The following is a 17,641-nucleotide window of genomic DNA, read 5'->3' on the forward strand; positions in this document are numbered from 1 at the left end:
TAAAGAAGAAAATACCGGACCTGAACCTCCCGGCCTCGCGGCCGGGACTTTTTTGCGTCAGTCGCCTAAGAGAGGATCACCAGGTTGACCGCCTTGGGTCCCTTGCCCTTCTTGTCCGGCTCGACTTCGAAAGTGATACGCTGTCCTTCGGTGAGGTCCTTCAGTCCCGCCCGCTCCACCGCCGTGATGTGAACGAAGACGTCGCGACCGCCATCGTCCGGCTTGATGAAGCCGTAACCGCGTTCGCCGTTGAAAAACTTAACCGTGCCCGTCATGGCCATCGGGACTCCTCCCCCGCATTGCTCCTCCGCCGTGATGCATGCCCGCACCTCGGCATGACCGGACATACGAGCCCGGGAGCTGGCCACCCTTGGGCGGACGTGTCAGTCCGCCTGGATCCTTCTTAGGCCTTCACTCCGCCGCAACCATTCGCGGAAGCGGAACGTAAAGCCAGTCACTTGGCACAGCATAATACGGTTCTTTGCAGATTGACTACCGTTCATGCATAGTTTTCCCAATAGGTGTACTACTTTAGGGCCTTGGTACCTCCAGGCGGAAACGGGCCGCGCCGCCCTGGCCGAGCGGCTTTTCGAGCTCCGGCAGGATGGTCTTCAGCTCGCCCTGCAGCGTAAAGGGTGGGTTGACGATCAAGAGCCCCGTCGTGGCCAGCGGTGCGTCGGTACTTTGCGGTGCGACGCTGAATTCAAGCCGCAGGCATTTCCCCTGAGGTTTGGCTGCGGCTGCCGCCTGCGCCACCGCTTGCGCGAGTGCGTCGGTGGCGCGCCTGGATTTGGCGGGATACCAGATCACATAGATGCCGGTCGGCCATTTGGCGAACGCTTCCGAGAAGGCTTCTGCGAGCCGCTCGAACTCGTCCTTGGCCTCGAAGGGTGGATCGATCAGCACCAGACCGCGCCGCTCCTTCGGTGGCACGAAAGCCGGCAGCGCAACCCAGCCGTCGAGATCGACGACACGCGCCTGCGCGTCGCGGCGCAGCACATCGATCAGCGCCTTGCGCGCCTTCGGCTCGAGCTCGCAGGCGACGAGGCGATCCTGCGGCCGCAACAGGCCACGCGCGATCAGCGGCGATCCTGGATAGGTCTTCAATTCGCCGCGCGGATTGAAGGCGCGGACGATGTCGAGATAGGGCTTTGTGAGTGCGGCGACCTCGTTGGACAGGCGTGCCTGCATGACGCGGGCGATGCCGGTCAACCACTCGCCGCCGCGTCGCGCCTCATCGCCTTCGAGATCGTAGAGGCCGGCGCCGGCATGGGTGTCGATGACGCGGAACGCACCCGGCTTGTCCTGGAGATAGCTCAGGATGCGCGCCAGCACGATGTGCTTGATGACATCGGCGAAGCTGCCGGCGTGAAAGGCGTGGCGGTAGCTCATGGACCGGAGGCTACGTTATCTTGTGCGATCCAATCCATTGTCATTGCGAGCGAAGCGAAGCAATCCAGAAATTTGCCCGCTGCGGCAGTCTGGATTGCTTCGTCGCTTCAGCGCAAAATTGCTGCGCAATTTTGTCGCGAGCTCCTCGCAATGACGGACTTGGAGGCTAGCCGCCGCGGATCGGCGGCATCGTCACCTGGTCGCGACGGCAGGCGCGGCGGTCGAGCTCCTCGCAGGAGCGGAATTGCAGGTCCTTGTTCAGGCAGATGCGCACCTCCGACAGCCGTGTCCGGTTGCACGTCACCGAAACGGCCGAGCTGCTCAGCCCCGGATTGGCCTTGATGAAGGCTTCCTCGACATCGGCGGGCGCCACGGTCTTGGCCTGCGACAGATCGAGATATTCGGCCGGAATCTTGATGACGGCGCGCGCTTTCCGGATGGTCTCGAAGTAATTGCGGTCCGACAGGCCCGAGCAGGTGCCGTGCTTGTCCCATTCGTTGAAGATCAGCCCCGGCGCCGGCATCAGGTCGAGCATGGAGGAGACGATGTTGCGGTTCAGCCGCGGCGCCGGCCGCTGGCAGTATTCCGGAAAACCGTTCTCATATTGCGGCCACAGCCCGTGCACCACGAAGGCGTAGGGCCGTCCGCCGCACTGGATCTGGGAGCGGCCGCCGCGCTCGGCTGCCTCCTCGCAGAACGACGGCGACCAGGACAGCGACAGTACGTAGAAATCGAATTCGCCGGGCGCGTTCTGCCGCTTGTCCTGCGCCATCGCGCTGCCTGCGAGCGCAACGAGGCCTGCGGTGAGGACGAGGGAGATCAGGAAACGGGACAGGGAATGCAATCTGGAATGAAACATGACGACGCCCTTCAACTAGACTGTGCACCAAAGCCTAGCAGGCGACGAGAACATTTCAAGAACAAAATTGACGCCGTCCGCTTTGGCGCGACGATTCGCCCGAATCAGGGTTTTGCTGCCCGGCAGGCCGGGTTGTAGGCCCAGTTGCGGTCGAGGCCGACCACACACCATTCGACGCCCTGGCCGAAGCCAGCAAAGCCGCCGTCCTCGATGATCGAGAAATGCACCGTGCGCACCTTGCCGTCGGTGAGCATGGCCGAGCCCGTGCAGTAGCGGCGCGGAATGTTGTCGGACTGCCAGGGCCGGAAGGCGGTCTCGTGGACGCCGGCGAAGCCCGTGATTTTCAACGAGGAATTCCAGAACGAGCTTTCTTTCTCCCAGAACTGGGTGGCGATCGTCGGCAGTGCCTTGTCACAATCGGCGACGCGGCCGTCATAGCGCGGCCCATCCAGCCAGAAGTTCAGTTCCAGCGGATTGGCGGCCTTGGCCTCGGTCAGCGACAGCGCCCCCAGAACGAGGCCGAATACCGCGGCAAAGCGGAGCGATTTCAGGGAGGTGGCGAGGTCGCGCATGGGCCATCCGAGGAGCTTAGTGTGCAAGTATCGGACCGTGCCGCGAAGGTGGGGAGAGGTCAAGTGCAGCACGGCAACACTCGCCAGCGAGTTGCACGCAACGTCGCACCTAACAGGCCTTCCGTTCTTTTCAGCACGTCCGCGGCACCGTAAACTGGCGCCAGACAGATGGAGTGACGGGAATGCGAATCATTGCGGCAGCGAGCCTTCTTGCCAGCCTGGTTGTCTCGGGATTGCTGGCGGGCGTGCCGGCGCGCGCCGACATCCTTCCGGTGCCGCCCTTCAAGGGCAACGACACCGGCGGCATCATCGCCTATTCGATGGCGACGCAGGCTGATGCGCGGCAGATCGCGGTCGACCACTGCGCCCGTTACGGCAAGGTGGTGAAATTCCTCGCCATGCAGCCCTATGACGGTGGCTACATCTCCTTCGCCTGCCGCTGGGTGCCGTATGGCGCGGCCGAGCAGCCGCTGCGCACGCTGTACTGATCCTTTAGACAGCAAGCGACGACCGGGAGTTTGGCGCATGACGCGACGGCCTATTGTTTTCTGCGCGAGCCTGCTCGCGCTCGCGATGTCAGCGGCGGCGGCTGCACATGCGGTGGATCTGCCGGTGCGCAAGGCCGGCCTCTGGGAGATGAAGATGCTCCGGTCCGGCGGGCCGATGCCGGAAATGACCATGCAGCACTGCACCGACGAGACCATCGACAAGGAGATGAACAACAACGTCTCCCCGATGGCCAAGCAGATCTGCACCAAGCAGGACATCCAGAAGACCGCGACCGGCTATGTCAGCGATTCCGTCTGCAACGTCGCCGGCGCCACCACGACCTCGCATGCGGAGATCACCGGCGACTTCAACACCGCCTATACGGTGAAGAGCACCGCGCACATCCAGGGCGGCGTCGCCGGAGCTGCGGGGCACGACGCGACCACGACGATCGAGGCCAAGTGGCTCGGCCCGTGCAAGGCCGATCAGAAGCCCGGCGACATCGTGATGCCCGGCGGCTTCAAGATGAACGTCAAGGACGCCGCCAAGCTGAAGGATCTGCTGCCGAAGTAGTTGGGTTCGTAGCCCGGATGGAGCGAAGCGAAATCCGGGGCCAATCTATCGTCCTGCATCATGGGTCCCGGATTCCGCTGCGCTCCATCCGGGCTACACAGCTTACACCGGTATCCGCACGCTCGCCCGCAATCCGCCCATCGGGCTGTCGCCGAGCGTGATGTCGCCGCCATGCGAGCGGGCGATGTCGCGGGCGATCGCAAGGCCGAGGCCCGTGCCGCCTTCGTCCTGGTTGCGGGCGTTGTCCAGCCGCAGGAACGGCTTGAACACTTCTTCGCGCAAATGCGCGGGGATGCCTGGTCCGTCGTCGTCGATGGTGACGGTCAGGTAGCGGTGATCGCGTGCACCGGCGATGGCGATCGTCTTGCCGTAACGCGCCGCATTGGTGACGAGGTTGGCAAGGCAGCGCTTGAACGAGGCCGGCTTCACCGTCACCACGGGCAGGCCGTGGAATGCGACGGTTGCGGTATGGCCGTGGCGTTCGGCGTCGCTGCGCAGCTCCTCGAGCGCCTGCGCCATGTCGGTCGGCTGCGACTGCTCGCCGGAATCGCCGCGGGCGAAAGCGAGGTAGTCCTCGAGCATCATCGACATCTCGTCGACGTCCTTGCGCATGCCCTCGATTTCGGGATTGTCGCCGATCAGCGCCAGCTCCAGCTTGAACCGGGTTAGGATGGTGCGCAGATCGTGGCTGACGCCGGCCAGCATTGCGGTGCGCTGCTCGATCGATCGCTCGACGCGCGATTTCATTTCCAGAAACGCCATCGCGGCGCGGCGGACTTCGCGTGCGCCGCGCGGGCGGAAGTTGGGCGCATCGCGGCCCTTGCCAAAGCTTTCCGCGGCGTCTGCGAGCTTCAGGATCGGCTTGATCTGGTTGCGCAGGAAGAGCACTGCGACGATCAGCAGGATCGAGGACGTGCCGACCATCCAGAACAGGAATATCTCCGAGTTCGAGGCATAGGCCGCGCTGCGCTGCGCGAACACGCGCATGATGGCGTCGTCGAGCTGGATGCGGATCTCGACGACGTTGGAGCGGCCGACGGTGTCGATCCAGAACGGGCGTCCGATCTGGCGGCCGAGCTGCACCGAGAGCGTCTGGTCGAGCAGCGAGAAGAACGGCTTTGGTCCAGGCTGCGGCATGTCGCCGGCGGGCAGGAAGTCGACCACCAGGCCCAACCGCTGCTGCGCGATGCGCCGGATCTGGTCGCGGTCCTTGTCCTGCGGATAGCCCTTGTAGACGTCGATCAGCGCGGCGATGTCCTGCACCACCGCGGCCGACAATCTTCGCGTCACCGTGTTCCAGTGCCGCTCCATGAACACGAAGGCGACCACCGATTGCAGCACCACCATCGGCACGATCATGATCAGCAGCGCGCGGGCATAGAGGCCGGTCGGCATCCAGCTCTTGAACGCATTGCCCATCCAGCCATTGACGGCGGATACGCGGTCGGCGGCGCTCCGCAGCAGCGTCAGGCCGGTGTCGATCGTACTCATCGCGTCCGCTTCATCCGGTCTCTATGGCGAGGCTACCAGCCGGTAACCGATGCCGCGCACGGCCTGGAGGAACAGGGGATTGGCGGGATCGCGCTCGATCTTGCGGCGCAGGCGGTTGATCTGCACGTCGACGGCGCGCTCATTGACGCTGCCGTTGCCGGTCAGCGCGGCGCGCGGCACCGTCTCACCCTGGCTGTCTGCGAGGATGCGCAGCATCTCGCGCTCGCGGTCGGTCAGGTGAATGACCTCATCGCCCTGGCGCAATTCGCCGCGATCGAGATGGAACACGTAGGGGCCGAACGCGACCTTCTCGACGGTGGTGACCTGCGGCGGGGCCGTGCGCTTGAGGATGTTGTTGATTCGCAGCGCAAGCTCGCGCGGCTCGAACGGCTTCGCCACATAGTCGTCGGCGCCGATCTGGAGGCCCTCGATGCGGGCTTCCGCCTCGTGGCGCGCCGTCAGCATCACGATCGGCACCGAGGAGGATGTCCGGATGAAGCGGGCGAGATCGAAGCCGGTCTCGCCGGGCATCATGACGTCGAGGATCAACAGATCGAAATGCAGGCCCATGAGCTTGGCACGGGCATCGCTGGCGCTGGCAGCGGTCGAGACGCGATAGCCCTCGGCGGCGAGAAAGCGCGACAGAAGATCGCGGATGCGGCGGTCGTCGTCGACGAGCAGGATATGCGGGGCGTCGTCGGCGGGCTCCACCGGCGGACGGGCGAGCGTGGCAGCGAGTGGCACGGTCACTCCTTTGTGGCTTGGTTGACGTTGGCGAAGATCGTCTCCAGCACCTTGTCGGGATCCTCGCGGTCGATCATGGCACGCAGGAAGCGTTTCACGGTCTCGGCATCCTGGGCGCCGATCTCGGCGAGCGCCCGGTTGATTCGCGTGGTCTGGAGCCCGGCGAGCTTTTGCACCAGCGCCTCGCCCTTCGGCGTCGCATAGAGCAGGCGCTGGCGACGGTCGTTGTCGCCGGTCTTCTGCACGATATAGCCCTCATCGAGCAACTGCTTGAGCACGCGCCCGAGCGACTGCTTGGTGATGCGCAGGACGTCCAGGAGGTCGGCGACCTTGAGGCCGGGATAGCGGTAGACGAAATGCATGACGCGGTGATGGGCCCGGCCGAAGCCGAACGCCTCCAGCTCCTGGTCGGGATCGCCGACGAAATCGCGATAGGCGAAGAACAGGAGCTCGATGATATCCCAGCGAAAATTGTCCCTTTCGGCGACGGCGGACTTGGTCTCGGTCGCGTCAGGGGCGGGGTTTGCGAAATTTATGTCAGGCATATTGACGTATCTTGGGTTCAATGTTACAAAACGATCGATCCGGACGAAATATTAGATCGCTTTCGTTCGGGATGATGTTGTCCAAGGCGGCCGGGGAAGTGCCGGACAGGCAGCGCCGGCCGGACCAGATCTACCGTGCGATTGTCGAGCGGCATATCGGCAAAACATACTGGACTTCCGTCCTCCGCAAAAGCATGTCCTGTCGCGACATGCTGGCCACGGGAAACCGGCCGTAACAAGGCTGGTCACGGTCGGGGCCAGACCTGGTTAAGTTATCAAGCCCGAAAGAGGCAGGCCGGCGCGATTCCGCGCGCCGATTGCGACAGCGGGAGGCAAGGAAAAAAATGAGTCTGAAATTCGAAATCCAGCCCGCCACCAACCCGACCTCCGAGAAGGAACGCACGGCAAAGCTTGCGAACCCTGGCTTCGGCCGGGTCTTCACCGACCACATGGCCGTGGTCCGCTACAGCCAGGCCAAGGGCGGCTGGCATGACGCGCATGTCGAAGCCCGCGCCAATTTTCAGCTCGATCCGGCCGGCGCCGTGCTGCACTACGCGCAGGAGATCTTCGAGGGCCTGAAGGCCTACAAGCGCGACGACGGCGGCGTGAACCTGTTCCGCCCCGACGCCAACGCGCGGCGCTTCCAGAACTCGGCCGAGCGCATGGCGATGGCGCCGCTGCCCGAGGACGTCTTCATCGAGGCGGTCGAGCAGCTCGTGCGGATCGACCGCGCCTGGATCCCGGGCGGCGAGGGCAGTCTTTACTTGCGGCCCTTCATGATCGCCAACGAGATCTTCCTCGGCGTGAAGCCGTCGGCGGAATACATCTTTGCGGTCATCGCTTCGCCAGTCGGCTCCTATTTCAAGGGCGGCCCTGCGCCCGTCTCGATCTGGGTGTCGGAGAACTACACGCGCGCCGCGGTCGGCGGCACCGGCGCCGTCAAATGCGGCGGCAACTACGCCGCGAGCCTGCGCGCGCAGGCCGAGGCCATCGAGCATGGCTGCGACCAGGTCGTGTTCCTCGATGCGGTCGAGCGCCGCTACATCGAAGAGCTCGGCGGCATGAACATCTTCTTCGTGTTCGACGACGGCTCGCTGATCACCCCGCCGCTCGGCACCATTTTGCCAGGCATCACCCGCGACTCCATCATCGCGCTGGCCAAGGACGCCGGCACGCCCGTGCGCGAGGAGCCCTACACGATCGACCAGTGGCGCAAGGATGCGGCCAGCGGCAAGCTGAAGGAAGCTTTCGCCTGCGGCACGGCGGCCGTGATCTCGCCGATCGGCAAGGTGTGCTCGGCGAGCGGCGACTTCCTCATCAGCGGCGGCGCAGCAGGCCCGGTCGCCATGGGGCTGCGCAAGCAGCTGGTCGACATCCAGTACGGCCGGACCAACGACCCGCACGACTGGATCAGAAAGGTCTTTTGACCGGCGGCGGACATCGTCCGCCGCTTCCCTGACGTTTCCTTGAGTTCAGCACGGCCGGCACGCGTCTCGTGAAGACGCGCGCGTGGGCGCGTGCGCGCAATATTCAACAGCACCGGGAGAGAGCCATGGGCGTTTCATTCGACAATATCGACGGCGTCATCTGGTACGACGGCAGGCTGGTGCCGTGGAAGGAGGCCAACGTCCATTTGCTGACCCACGGCCTGCACTATGCGAGCTGCGTGTTCGAGGGCGAGCGCGCCTATGGCGGCAGGGTGTTCAGGAGCACGGCGCATTCCGAGCGGCTGAAGGCGTCGGCCAACATCCTCGATTTCGAGATCCCGTTCTCGGTCGCGGAGATCGACGCGGCGAAGCAGCTCGCGATCGACGCGAACAATCTGCCGGATGGCTATCTCCGCCCGATCGCCTGGCGCGGATCTGAAATGATGAGCGTCTCCGCCCCGAACAACACCATTCACCTCGCCATCGCCGCCTGGCAATGGCCGAGCTATTTCGATCCCGCCGAGAGGCTGAAGGGGATTCGCATGGATCTCGCCGAGTATCGAAGACCCGATCCGCGCACGATCCCGGCTCTCGCCAAGGCCTCCGGCCTCTACATGATCTGCACCATCTCCAAACATAAGGCCGAGCGCAAAGGCTATGCGGATGCGATGATGCTGGACTGGGAGGGCCGCGTCGCCGAATGCACCGGCGCCAACATCTTCTTCGTCCAGGGCGGCAAGCTCCACACCCCGATCGCCGACTGCTTCCTTGCCGGCATCACCCGCGCCACCGTGATTGATCTCGCCAGGCGACGCGGCATCGAGGTGATCGAGCGGCGGATCATGCCGGAGGAGCTCGACGGCTTTGCCGAGTGCTTCATCACCGGTACCGCCGCCGAGGTGACCCCGGTCTCCGAAATCGCGGCGTGGAGGTTTATTCCGGGGGCGATCTCGGAGCAGTTGATGCGGGACTACGCGGTCGAGGTGCAGCCCAAGGGCAGGCAGGCCGCAGCGTGAGATCTATCCTCTCCCTCTCCCCGCTCTTCGCGGGGAGAGGGTTGGGGTGAGGGGCTGCATCCGCAAACCAGGTGACAGACGAACTCGCGGAGAGTCCCCCTCACCCGGATTTTCGCCTTCGGCGCAAATCCGACCTCTCCCCGCAAGCGGGGCGAGGTGAGGAACACCTCTCATGAACGCACCCGCGCAATCGCGCGACAAAGCCGGAGACATCGAGGCATTTGGACATCCGCTCATGGCTCCTGGGCTCACTCAACCCCTGAAATGGGCAGTGCTCGCTGCCATCACCGGCATCACGGTCTTCGGCATTCTGACGATCGGCCCCGCGCCGCAGGTCGGGGCCCAGGATCGCTCGCCCGTCATCGACGTCCGCACCGGCAACCCCGAGATGAACGCCGCGATCGCCCGGGCGCGCAACACGCTGCCGACGTTCTGGGCGTCCTACGATGCGCCAAAAGGGACGGAGGCCGGACATTCCCTGAAGGTGCGCTTCCCGACATCGGGCACCAACGCCGAGCACAACTGGATGGCCGACGTGAAGAAGCTCGGCAACGGCACCTATTCCGGACGCTTCGCCAACCGGCCGCGCGACCTGCCGGGAAAGCGGGAGGGCGACCTCGTCGAGTTCAGGGATGCCGACATCTCGGACTGGATGTTCATGCGCAACGACAAGATCGTCGGCGGCGAGACCATCAAGCCGCTGCTCAAATCCATGCCGAAAGCCGACGCCGACGCGCTCCGCGCGCGGATGGAGCAGCCGTAGGAGAGGGGACGACCGGGTTGCCGCATCGCGCGTCGGCTGGTAAACGCCGCGCATGGCCGAAAAACCCAAAAAACCCCAGAAACTGAAGGCGCGCCTGCCGCGCGGGCTGGAGGATCGCGATCCCGCCGCGATCAAGGCCACGCGCCAGATGGTCGAAAAGATCCGCGCCGTCTACGAACTCTACGGTTTCGAGCCGGTGGAAACGCCGGCGATGGAATACACCGACGCGCTCGGCAAGTTCCTGCCCGACCAGGATCGCCCGAACGAGGGGGTGTTCTCGTTCCAGGACGACGACGAGCAGTGGATCTCCTTGCGCTACGACCTGACCGCGCCGCTCGCGCGTTACGTCGCCGAGAATTTCGATACGCTGCCAAAGCCCTATCGCAGCTACCGCGCCGGCTACGTCTTCCGCAACGAGAAGCCCGGCCCCGGCCGCTTCCGCCAGTTCATGCAGTTCGATGCCGATACGGTCGGCTCGGCGACGCCGGCGGCGGACGCCGAGATCTGCATGATGGCCGCGGACACGATGGAAGCGCTCGGCATTGCGCGCGGCTCCTACGTGGTGAAGGTGAACAACCGCAAGGTTCTCGATGGCGTGCTTGAGTCGGTAGACCTCGGTGGCGAAGCAAACTTTGCTCGTCGTTTGACGGTCCTGAGAGCGATCGACAAGTACGACCGCCTCGGTGAGGAGGGAGTTCGCCTGCTTCTTGGCCAGGGTCGTAAGGACGAAAGCGGAGACTTCACGAAAGGTGCAGGTCTCGACGACGATCAAATCCACGAAGTGATGACCTTGCTACACTCTAACCCCGACGTAGCTGAGGGTAAGCAACTTCCTCAGTGGCTGCGAGAAGACTCTAAGACTATCGGGCATGACCTCTACACTACAAATCAAGCAACGCTGACGAAGCTTCGCGCTCACTTTCCTCATCCGCTTTGCCAGCAGGCATTTGATGAACTCGAGCAAATCTCCGAATTGGCGCACGCTTGTGGCTACGGAACTAAGAGGATTCTTATCGATCCCTCCGTCGTCCGCGGCCTCGAATACTACACCGGCCCCGTTTACGAGGTCGAACTCCTTCTCGACACCAAGGACGAGAAGGGCCGTCCCGTGCGCTTCGGCTCGGTCGGTGGCGGCGGACGCTATGACGGCCTCGTCTCGCGCTTCCGCGGCGAGCCGGTGCCGGCGACAGGTTTTTCCATCGGCGTGTCGCGCTTGCAGGCCGCGCTGACTCTGCTCGGCAAGCTCGACACGCGGCCCGAATTCGGGCCCGTCGTCGTCACCGTGTTCGATCGTGACCGCGTCGCGGACTATCAAAAGATGGTCAGCGCGTTGCGCACCGCAGGTATCCGCGCCGAGCTCTATCTCGGCAACCCCAAGAACATGGGCAACCAGCTCAAATATGCCGACCGCCGCAATTCGCCTTGCGTGATCATCCAGGGCTCGGATGAAAAGGCGCGCGGTGAGGTGCAGATCAAGGATCTGATCGAAGGCGCCAAGGCCGCGGCCGCGATCGCCTCCAACCAGGAATGGCGCGAGACGCGCCCGGCGCAGTTCTCGTGCAGCGAGGCTGACCTCGTCGCGAAGGTGCGCGAGGTGCTCGCGCGCCATGACGTGAGCTGGGGTTAGCTATTCGCGAGTGCCGTCCTGCCCGGGCTTGTCCCGGGCATCTGCGTCCTGTTTGATGGCGCCATCGTGATTGGCCCGTCCGGCCGCAAGGGAGAGAACAAGATGCCTGAGATCACCATCAGCATGGCCGAAGGCCGCACCGACGAACAGAAGGCCGGCATGATGCGCGACATCACGCAGGCGCTGGTGAAGAATCTCGGCGTCGATGCCGATGCCGTCGTCATCCAGATCAACGAAGCTCCGCTTCGCCACAAGATGAAGGGCGGCAAGACGTTCGTGGAGCGCGCGGCTGCGGCGAAGAAGTAGCCATATCACAATTGTCGTCCCGGCGAAGGCCGGGACCCATAGCCACAGGCTTGCGTTGTTGCGCGAGCTGTCAATTGTCGGCCTTCGCAAAACACCTTCCTGTGGTTATGGATCCCGGATCTGCGCTGCGCTTGTCCGGGATGACACCGTGAGTGAGGCACCATGGACGCGCGCGACGTCATCAAGATCGGCATGAGCGCGGAGCGCACCCTCGTGGTGCCGCCGGAGCGCACCGTTGGGCACTTCGTGTCCGGCATGCCGATGGTCTATGCGACGCCGATGATGATCTTGGAGATGGAGGTGACGTCGGGCGATGCCGTCCGCGGCGCGCTGCAGCCGGGCTGGATCACCGTCGGCACCGAGGTCGATGTCCGCCATCTCGCGGCGACGCCGGTCGGCGCAACCGTGCGCACCACCGCGCGCGTGATCGAGGTCGAGCGGCGCGTCATCCGCTTTGCGGTGGAAGCCTTCGACGGCGAGCGCAAGATCGGCGAGGGCAAACACGCGCGAGGGCTCGTGAACTACGAGCAGTTCACCAAACGGTTTGGCGTGCCGGAACGGAAGCCGTAGGCAATGATGTCGTAGGGTGGGTCAGCCGAAGGCGTAACCCACCACGCCCATGGCGAGAGAAGAGGTGGGTTACGCTTCCGCCTTCGCTTTTCGAGCTACGGCGGACAAGTCGCTTTGCCCACCCGACGACAGCGCGTTACTTTACTTCGCCAATTCCTTCGACCGTTTCGTCGCAGCTGCGATCGCGCGGATCATCAGGTCGCGCAGGCCGGGATCACCCATCAGCACCGCGAGTGCGGCGGCGGTGGTGCCGCCGGGCGAGGTGACGTTCTGGCGCAGCGTGCTCGATGCGAGCTCAGAGCGGTGCAACAGTTCGCCCGCGCCGGCCACGGTCTCGCGCGCGAGTCTGGTTGCGAGGACCTCCGGCAGACCCGCTTCAATGCCGGCGCGCGCGAGCTCTTCGGCGAGCAAGAAGACGTAAGCAGGGCCCGAGCCGGAGACGGCCGTGACCGCATCCATCAGGCTTTCGTCATCGACCCATTCGACCGAGCCGGTGGCGCGGAGCAGCGCGTCGGCCACCGCGCGCTGCTTGTCGCTGACATTGCTCGCGGCCACCGCAACCGTGATGCCGCGGCCGATCGCGGCCGGCGTGTTCGGCATCGCGCGCACGACGGCGCCGCCACAGACCTCTTGCAGCGAGGTGATCGTGGTTCCGGCCATGATCGAGACCACCGAGGTGCCTGCGGAAACATAGGGCTTCAGCTTCGCGCCGGCCTCGCGGAACAATTGCGGCTTCACCGCGACGACGAGCGTCTCGACGGTGCCGGCGCTCGTCACATCCGGATTGAGCGCAACGCCCTTCGCAGCGAGCGCGCTGATCTCGGGCGACAGATGCGGCTCGATCACCGCGACACGGCGCGGATCGAGGCCCTGCGCCAGCCATCCCGTCAGCATCGCGCCGCCCATCTTGCCCGCGCCGGCGAGGAGAATGGTGCCGGTGATGTTCTTCAAGGTGCTGTCGTTCGCCATTGCGGTTGCCACTCGCTCGATGTCGTCCTGGCGAAAGCCAGGACTCCCGCGCGAGCGCTTGCGCTCGTCGCGTTACCACAGGCGTTTTAGTTGATGCAGATGCTGGCAACAAGCATCGTGCAATACGGCGAGATCACGCGGTACGGGTCCCGGGCTCGCGCTGCGCGCGCCCCGGGACGACGTGGGGAGGGAGCTACGCCTCGCCCGCGGTGTCGAACATCGCGGCGTCCATCGCCTCGGTGGTCGATTTGCCCGCCCACACCACGAACTGGAACGCGGGGAAATAGCGCTCGCAGGCGTGGATGGCGCCGGCGAGCATGGCTTCGCATTGCGCGGTCGAGGCGGTCAGTCCGCCCGGCAGCATCAGGGCCTGGCGGTGCATGATCATGCCGGTGTGGGTCCACAGATCGAAGTGCCCGACCCACAATTGCTCGTTGATGGCTGCGACCAGCCGCTGCACTTCGGGACGTCGCGCGACCGGAATCTTCATGTCGAACGCACAGGCCAGATGCAACGCCTCGATGTCGCCCATCCAGGTGAAGGAGAGCTGATAGTCGGTCCACTGCCCCTTGGAGACGATGGTGATCTCGTCCTCGCCGGAACGTTCGAACGCCCAGTTGTTGCTGGCGGCGATGTCCTCCACCACCGTGAGCGGGTGGCTGCGGGAATCGATATTGCTTTCGAGCAGGGACATGCCGTCTCGACCTCTTGCCTTTTTGTTTATCTTGATACGCACGCGGGTTGGCCCGGCGCGCGCTCCCTTAACGTCGCTGACGGCGATCCCCTCGGATCGCGCGGGCCTTTCGGGGATCAACTGATGTGATTTGCGGAATCTGCGCAACTCCGTCGCGAGTCCGTCCACAAGCGCGAACCTGCTCGTCCACAGCTCATCTTGGTCACAATTATTAATTTGAGAACAAATCGGAATCGGATTGAGCGACAGGCGCGCCAACCGTTAATGCCGTCCCAAAATTCCGTTCCACGGGGCGCCGGACCGCCCCAATCGCATGGGGCAATGCTCATTTCCCATGCGGAACACGCTTGCCGGCGCGGCGCCGCGGCGCCATATTTCTCGACAGGCCGTTCATTCCGGACGGCCGATGTTCTCAGGGCGGGGTGAAAGTCCCCACCGGCGGTAAGGTCCTAGAGGGCCAAGCCCGCGAGCGCCTTCCTCCGCAAAGGGGAAGGGTCAGCAGATTCGGTGCAACTCCGAAGCCGACGGTCAAAGTCCGGATGAAAGAGAACGGTCGGTGGCGATCCGCATCGTGAGGATGCGGCCGTTTGTCGTTCCGTATGCCCTGATTCTGGTCCTTATGAAGGAAAGCCATGAATCAGATGTTGCAAGACCCGCAAGTCGAAGCGTCCCAGCTTCAACCCTCCCAGCAAACCCAGCTTCCGCCGGTTCCACCCGAGCCGCCGGCGCACGCGCATCCCCGCTTCGCAAAGCCGCAGCGGGTCGCCTTCGTCGAGGCCTGCTGGCATCACGACGTCGTGCAGGAGGCGCGCTTCGCCTTCCTGAAGGAGGCCGAAGCGCGGCACCTCACGCATGTCGACGTGTTCCAGGTGCCGGGCTCGTTCGAGATCCCGCTGCACGCGCAGATCCTCGCCAAGACGCGGCGCTACACCGCGATCGTCGCGGCCGGCCTCGTCGTCGATGGCGGCATCTACCGCCACGAGTTCGTCGCCGACACCGTGATCAAGGCGCTGATGGACGTGCAGCTGCGCACCGAGGTGCCGGTGTTCTCCGCCGTGCTGACGCCGCAGCAATTCCACGAGACCGAGGTGCATTACGACTTCTTCCGCAAGCACTTTGCGATCAAGGGCGTGGAGGTTGCCGAGGCCTGCGCCAACACGCTGCACGGACTGGAGCGGCTGCGCGGCCAGGTCGCGGCGGGGATCGTGTAACCTTGCGCCTGGCGCGCCGCTGATTGTCATTTCCGCCGCCGCGTTGATAAACTCGGCGGCGGGAGGAGACCGGTCCGTGGAGACGGGCTGGCCGGCAAGATCATGTTCGAAGGACACGATCCCTATCTCGTCGCACTTTCCGTGGCGATCGCGAGCCTGGGCGGCTATACCGGCTTTGCGCTTGCAGCACGCATCCGCAACGCGCCGGGCGTCAGCAACCGCATGCTGCTTGCGGGCGCGGCGGCATTTCTCGCCGTCGGCATCTGGACCATGCATTTCGTCGGCATGCTGGCGGCACCGCTGCCGCCGGACACCGTCTATCTCGTGTTGCCCACCATCATTTCGTTTCTGATCTGCGCGCTGGTGGTCGGCATCTCCCTGTTCTTCGTGTCGATCGGCGAACCTTCACTGAAGAGGGTGGTGTTCTCGGCCGTGCTGCTTGGCGTCGGCGTCGCCAGCATGCATTACGTGGGCATTCACGGGCTTTCGGGACCCTTCACCATCCAACATGATGAATCGATGGTGCTGCTCTCGGTCGCGGTGGCGATCGTCACCGCCTATGGCGGCTTGCGTGCCTTCCTCGCGCAGCAGGAAGGGCTTCGTCTGATCGTCAGCGCGATCGCGTTCGGTGTCGCGGTGTCCGGCATGCATTACACCGCCATGCACGGCATGCATTTCATGCCGCTCACGGATGAAGCGCATCGGCATCTCGGCGGCAGCCTTGCGGCGTCGCAGCAAATCCTTTCCATCGTGGTGGCCGTGCTGTGCTTCGTGATCGCCGCCGGCTTCCTGCTGTCGCTGGTGCCGGATCCGCGCCGGCAAACGGTCGTGCCTGCGATGGCCGGCGATCCGACGGCGCCTGCGGTCGAGGTTGCTGCGCCGCTTCTAGCTGCGGCGTCACCGCGGCCGGTGTCGGCACCGCTTGGCGGCGTCGGCCAGCCGCCGCGCGCGGCGCCCGTCCCGCGTCTGCCGGTCGAGGGTGCCGACGGCACGCATTTCATCGATACGGCCGACGTCCGCAGCGTCCGTGCCGATGCCCACTATACGCGGGTGCATGACGGCACCCGAGAGCGCATGTGCCCGTGGTCGATCTCGGAGGCCGAAGCGCAGCTCGATCCGAGCCTGTTTCTCCGGGTGCACCGCAGCCACATCGTTTGCATCCCTCACGTCGCCTCCGTCCGCAGGGAGGGCGACGGTGCCGTTCTTGAGCTGGACGGCCCGTCCCCGCATCGGGTCCCGGTCAGCCGGGCCAAGATCGCCGAGGTGAAGGCGAGGCTGGGACTGGCGACACGGCGACACGCTTAGAGACGTAGTCGAGCTGCCTCACTCCCTCTCCCCGCAAGCAGGGAGAGGTGAAGAGAGAAGAGAGTCCATAGGTCGCGCGGGCTGACGCAATTCGTGCGTTCCAATCCGCATTTCGTGCGAAATCCGCTGTTCCGTGCCCGAATGATTGCGGGGAGCCTGTCGAGAGAGGACGGTCCCGCCCAACGTCCGCGCCACCGTGCGCAAGGACGATTGGGAGGAGATGATGATCCCCGGCGCATTCAGCTATCACCGGCCGGCAAGCGTTGCCGATGCCGTCAAACTGTTATCCGACCTCGGCGAGGACGCGCGTCCGCTGGCCGGCGGGCACAGCCTGGTGCCGATGATGAAGCTTCGGCTGGCGAGCCCCGCACATCTGGTCGACCTCCACGGCATCGCCGGCCTCAAGGGCATCGGCCGCGACGGCAATAGCCTCGTCATTGGCGCGATGACCACCCAGCATGATCTGCTCGCCTCCGACGATGTCGCAAGATCAGTGCCGATCCTGCATGAGGCCGCGCTTTTGATCGCCGATCCGCAGGTGCGCTACCGCGGCACGATCGGCGGCAATGTCGCCAATGGCGATCCCGGCAATGACATGCCGGCGCTGATGTTGACCTTGGGCGCGACCTATCGGCTCGAAGGCCCGAACGGCGCCCGAGAGGTGAAGGCGGCCGATTTCTACCAGGGCGCCTATTTCACCGCGCTCGAGCCCGGCGAGATCCTCACTGCGGTGTCGATCCCGGTGCCAGCGCCAGGTCACGGCTATGCCTACGAAAAACTCAAGCGCAAGGTCGGCGATTACGCGACCGCCGCCGCAGCCGTCGTGCTCACCATGGCGAGCGGCAAGGTCGCGAGCTGCGCGATCGGGCTCACCAATGTTCACGAGACGCCGCTGCTCGCCACTGCGGCCGCGCAAGCCGTGATCGGCACGAGCCTCGATGCGGCTGCGCTGAAGAACGCGGCCGCTGCGGCCGAAGCGATCATGGCGCCGGCCGCGGATACCCGCGGTCCGGTCGAATACAGAAAGCACGTCGGCGGCATCATGGTGGCGCGGGCGCTGCAACGCGCCGCAAGCCGCGCGCGCTAGG

Annotated in this window: 20 protein-coding genes and 1 riboswitch; of the genes, 11 read left to right on the forward strand and 9 right to left on the reverse strand. The window is 64.6% G+C overall.

Features of this window, described 5'->3' with window-relative positions; all coding sequences use genetic code 11:
* Positions 1 to 65: 65 nt before the first annotated feature.
* From QQL28_RS18635 to QQL28_RS18650, 4 genes are all read right to left on the reverse strand, one after another.
* Positions 66 to 281, reverse strand: a complete 216-nt coding sequence (locus tag QQL28_RS18635; protein ID WP_027523068.1) for a cold-shock protein — start codon at positions 279 to 281, stop codon at positions 66 to 68.
* Between the two features lie 250 nt (positions 282 to 531).
* On the reverse strand, positions 532 to 1,392 hold the full coding sequence (locus QQL28_RS18640) for a 23S rRNA (adenine(2030)-N(6))-methyltransferase RlmJ (protein WP_284267545.1): 861 nt from the start codon (positions 1,390 to 1,392) through the stop codon (positions 532 to 534).
* Between the two features lie 166 nt (positions 1,393 to 1,558).
* The gene (locus QQL28_RS18645) at positions 1,559 to 2,251 is read right to left on the reverse strand and encodes a ribonuclease T2 family protein (RefSeq protein WP_284267549.1); all 693 of its coding nucleotides are present in this window, start codon (positions 2,249 to 2,251) and stop codon (positions 1,559 to 1,561) included.
* Between the two features lie 104 nt (positions 2,252 to 2,355).
* Complete coding sequence (locus QQL28_RS18650; protein WP_284267551.1) at positions 2,356 to 2,823, reverse strand: hypothetical protein; 468 nt, start codon at positions 2,821 to 2,823, stop codon at positions 2,356 to 2,358.
* Positions 2,824 to 3,005: 182 nt separating this feature from the next.
* On the opposite strand from QQL28_RS18650, the gene QQL28_RS18655 reads away from it, so the two are divergent.
* On the forward strand, positions 3,006 to 3,311 hold the full coding sequence (locus tag QQL28_RS18655) for a hypothetical protein (RefSeq protein WP_284267552.1): 306 nt from the start codon (positions 3,006 to 3,008) through the stop codon (positions 3,309 to 3,311).
* Between the two features lie 37 nt (positions 3,312 to 3,348).
* Positions 3,349 to 3,885, forward strand: coding sequence for a DUF3617 domain-containing protein (locus QQL28_RS18660; RefSeq protein ID WP_284267553.1), 537 nt, complete (start codon positions 3,349 to 3,351; stop codon positions 3,883 to 3,885).
* Positions 3,886 to 3,987: 102 nt separating this feature from the next.
* Here the strand turns inward: QQL28_RS18660 and QQL28_RS18665 are convergent, their stop codons facing one another.
* Genes QQL28_RS18665 through QQL28_RS18675 form a run of 3 tightly spaced genes read right to left on the reverse strand, consistent with a single transcriptional unit; the run spans position 3,988 to position 6,665 of the window.
* Positions 3,988 to 5,376, reverse strand: a complete 1,389-nt coding sequence (locus QQL28_RS18665) for an ATP-binding protein (RefSeq protein ID WP_284267554.1) — start codon at positions 5,374 to 5,376, stop codon at positions 3,988 to 3,990.
* A gap of 21 nt (positions 5,377 to 5,397) precedes the next feature.
* A complete protein-coding gene (locus QQL28_RS18670; protein WP_284267555.1) occupies positions 5,398 to 6,126 on the reverse strand; it encodes a response regulator in 729 nt (242 codons plus the stop codon).
* Entirely contained in the window at positions 6,123 to 6,665 is a 543-nt protein-coding gene (locus tag QQL28_RS18675) for a MarR family winged helix-turn-helix transcriptional regulator (protein ID WP_284267556.1), read from the reverse strand. The genes QQL28_RS18670 and QQL28_RS18675 overlap by 4 nt, the downstream gene beginning before the upstream one ends.
* 344 nt (positions 6,666 to 7,009) lie before the next feature.
* On the opposite strand from QQL28_RS18675, the gene QQL28_RS18680 reads away from it, so the two are divergent.
* The 6 genes from QQL28_RS18680 to QQL28_RS18705 all read left to right on the forward strand — a co-directional run bounded on the left by QQL28_RS18680 (position 7,010) and on the right by QQL28_RS18705 (position 12,374).
* On the forward strand, positions 7,010 to 8,092 hold the full coding sequence (locus QQL28_RS18680; RefSeq protein ID WP_284267559.1) for a branched-chain amino acid aminotransferase: 1,083 nt from the start codon (positions 7,010 to 7,012) through the stop codon (positions 8,090 to 8,092).
* Between the two features lie 125 nt (positions 8,093 to 8,217).
* Entirely contained in the window at positions 8,218 to 9,108 is an 891-nt protein-coding gene (locus QQL28_RS18685) for a branched-chain amino acid aminotransferase (protein WP_284267561.1), read from the forward strand.
* A 235-nt stretch (positions 9,109 to 9,343) separates the two neighbouring features.
* Entirely contained in the window at positions 9,344 to 9,871 is a 528-nt protein-coding gene (locus QQL28_RS18690) for a YegJ family protein (RefSeq protein ID WP_284267699.1), read from the forward strand.
* Between the two features lie 148 nt (positions 9,872 to 10,019).
* Positions 10,020 to 11,498, forward strand: a complete 1,479-nt coding sequence (hisS, locus tag QQL28_RS18695) for a histidine--tRNA ligase (protein WP_431309618.1) — start codon at positions 10,020 to 10,022, stop codon at positions 11,496 to 11,498.
* Between the two features lie 69 nt (positions 11,499 to 11,567).
* A complete protein-coding gene (locus tag QQL28_RS18700; RefSeq protein WP_431309619.1) occupies positions 11,568 to 11,804 on the forward strand; it encodes a tautomerase family protein in 237 nt (78 codons plus the stop codon).
* A gap of 162 nt (positions 11,805 to 11,966) precedes the next feature.
* A complete protein-coding gene (locus QQL28_RS18705; RefSeq protein WP_284267570.1) occupies positions 11,967 to 12,374 on the forward strand; it encodes a thioesterase family protein in 408 nt (135 codons plus the stop codon).
* 141 nt (positions 12,375 to 12,515) lie between these two features.
* Here QQL28_RS18705 and proC read toward each other — a convergent pair whose 3' ends face one another.
* Together proC and QQL28_RS18715 are read right to left on the reverse strand one after the other, a co-directional pair.
* Entirely contained in the window at positions 12,516 to 13,343 is an 828-nt protein-coding gene (proC, locus tag QQL28_RS18710; RefSeq protein ID WP_284267572.1) for a pyrroline-5-carboxylate reductase, read from the reverse strand.
* A 193-nt stretch (positions 13,344 to 13,536) separates the two neighbouring features.
* Entirely contained in the window at positions 13,537 to 14,037 is a 501-nt protein-coding gene (locus QQL28_RS18715) for a type III secretion system chaperone family protein (RefSeq protein ID WP_284267574.1), read from the reverse strand.
* A gap of 404 nt (positions 14,038 to 14,441) precedes the next feature.
* A riboswitch (FMN riboswitch) is annotated at positions 14,442 to 14,592 on the forward strand.
* Between the two features lie 77 nt (positions 14,593 to 14,669).
* Between QQL28_RS18715 and QQL28_RS18720 the strand changes: the two genes are divergently transcribed.
* The 3 genes from QQL28_RS18720 (at position 14,670) to QQL28_RS18730 (ending at position 17,640) form a co-directional block, all read left to right on the forward strand.
* Positions 14,670 to 15,248, forward strand: a complete 579-nt coding sequence (locus QQL28_RS18720; protein ID WP_284267576.1) for a 6,7-dimethyl-8-ribityllumazine synthase — start codon at positions 14,670 to 14,672, stop codon at positions 15,246 to 15,248.
* 102 nt (positions 15,249 to 15,350) lie between these two features.
* Entirely contained in the window at positions 15,351 to 16,553 is a 1,203-nt protein-coding gene (locus QQL28_RS18725) for an MHYT domain-containing protein (protein WP_284267577.1), read from the forward strand.
* Positions 16,554 to 16,776: 223 nt separating this feature from the next.
* Positions 16,777 to 17,640: an FAD binding domain-containing protein gene (locus tag QQL28_RS18730; protein WP_284267700.1), complete on the forward strand. Its 864-nt coding sequence runs from the start codon at positions 16,777 to 16,779 to the stop codon at positions 17,638 to 17,640.
* The last annotated feature ends 1 nt before the right edge of the window (position 17,641 follow it).

The organism is Bradyrhizobium iriomotense (genome assembly GCF_030160715.1).
Taxonomy (GTDB): Bacteria; Pseudomonadota; Alphaproteobacteria; order Rhizobiales; family Xanthobacteraceae; genus Bradyrhizobium; species Bradyrhizobium iriomotense.

Bases quoted from the DNA above. Each gene is read 5' to 3' on its own strand.
- QQL28_RS18635 (WP_027523068.1), bottom strand. From the start codon at position 281: ATGGCCATGACGGGCACGGTTAAGTTTTTCAACGGCGAACGCGGTTAC.
- QQL28_RS18640 (WP_284267545.1), bottom strand. From the start codon at position 1,392: ATGAGCTACCGCCACGCCTTTCACGCCGGCAGCTTCGCCGATGTCATC.
- QQL28_RS18645 (WP_284267549.1), bottom strand. From the start codon at position 2,251: ATGTTTCATTCCAGATTGCATTCCCTGTCCCGTTTCCTGATCTCCCTC.
- QQL28_RS18650 (WP_284267551.1), bottom strand. From the start codon at position 2,823: ATGCGCGACCTCGCCACCTCCCTGAAATCGCTCCGCTTTGCCGCGGTA.
- QQL28_RS18655 (WP_284267552.1), top strand. From the start codon at position 3,006: ATGCGAATCATTGCGGCAGCGAGCCTTCTTGCCAGCCTGGTTGTCTCG.
- QQL28_RS18660 (WP_284267553.1), top strand. From the start codon at position 3,349: ATGACGCGACGGCCTATTGTTTTCTGCGCGAGCCTGCTCGCGCTCGCG.
- QQL28_RS18665 (WP_284267554.1), bottom strand. From the start codon at position 5,376: ATGAGTACGATCGACACCGGCCTGACGCTGCTGCGGAGCGCCGCCGAC.
- QQL28_RS18675 (WP_284267556.1), bottom strand. From the start codon at position 6,665: ATGCCTGACATAAATTTCGCAAACCCCGCCCCTGACGCGACCGAGACC.
- QQL28_RS18680 (WP_284267559.1), top strand. From the start codon at position 7,010: ATGAGTCTGAAATTCGAAATCCAGCCCGCCACCAACCCGACCTCCGAG.
- QQL28_RS18685 (WP_284267561.1), top strand. From the start codon at position 8,218: ATGGGCGTTTCATTCGACAATATCGACGGCGTCATCTGGTACGACGGC.
- QQL28_RS18690 (WP_284267699.1), top strand. From the start codon at position 9,344: ATGGCTCCTGGGCTCACTCAACCCCTGAAATGGGCAGTGCTCGCTGCC.
- hisS (WP_431309618.1), top strand. From the start codon at position 10,020: ATGGTCGAAAAGATCCGCGCCGTCTACGAACTCTACGGTTTCGAGCCG.
- QQL28_RS18705 (WP_284267570.1), top strand. From the start codon at position 11,967: ATGGACGCGCGCGACGTCATCAAGATCGGCATGAGCGCGGAGCGCACC.
- proC (WP_284267572.1), bottom strand. From the start codon at position 13,343: ATGGCGAACGACAGCACCTTGAAGAACATCACCGGCACCATTCTCCTC.
- QQL28_RS18715 (WP_284267574.1), bottom strand. From the start codon at position 14,037: ATGTCCCTGCTCGAAAGCAATATCGATTCCCGCAGCCACCCGCTCACG.
- QQL28_RS18720 (WP_284267576.1), top strand. From the start codon at position 14,670: ATGAATCAGATGTTGCAAGACCCGCAAGTCGAAGCGTCCCAGCTTCAA.
- QQL28_RS18725 (WP_284267577.1), top strand. From the start codon at position 15,351: ATGTTCGAAGGACACGATCCCTATCTCGTCGCACTTTCCGTGGCGATC.
- QQL28_RS18730 (WP_284267700.1), top strand. From the start codon at position 16,777: ATGATCCCCGGCGCATTCAGCTATCACCGGCCGGCAAGCGTTGCCGAT.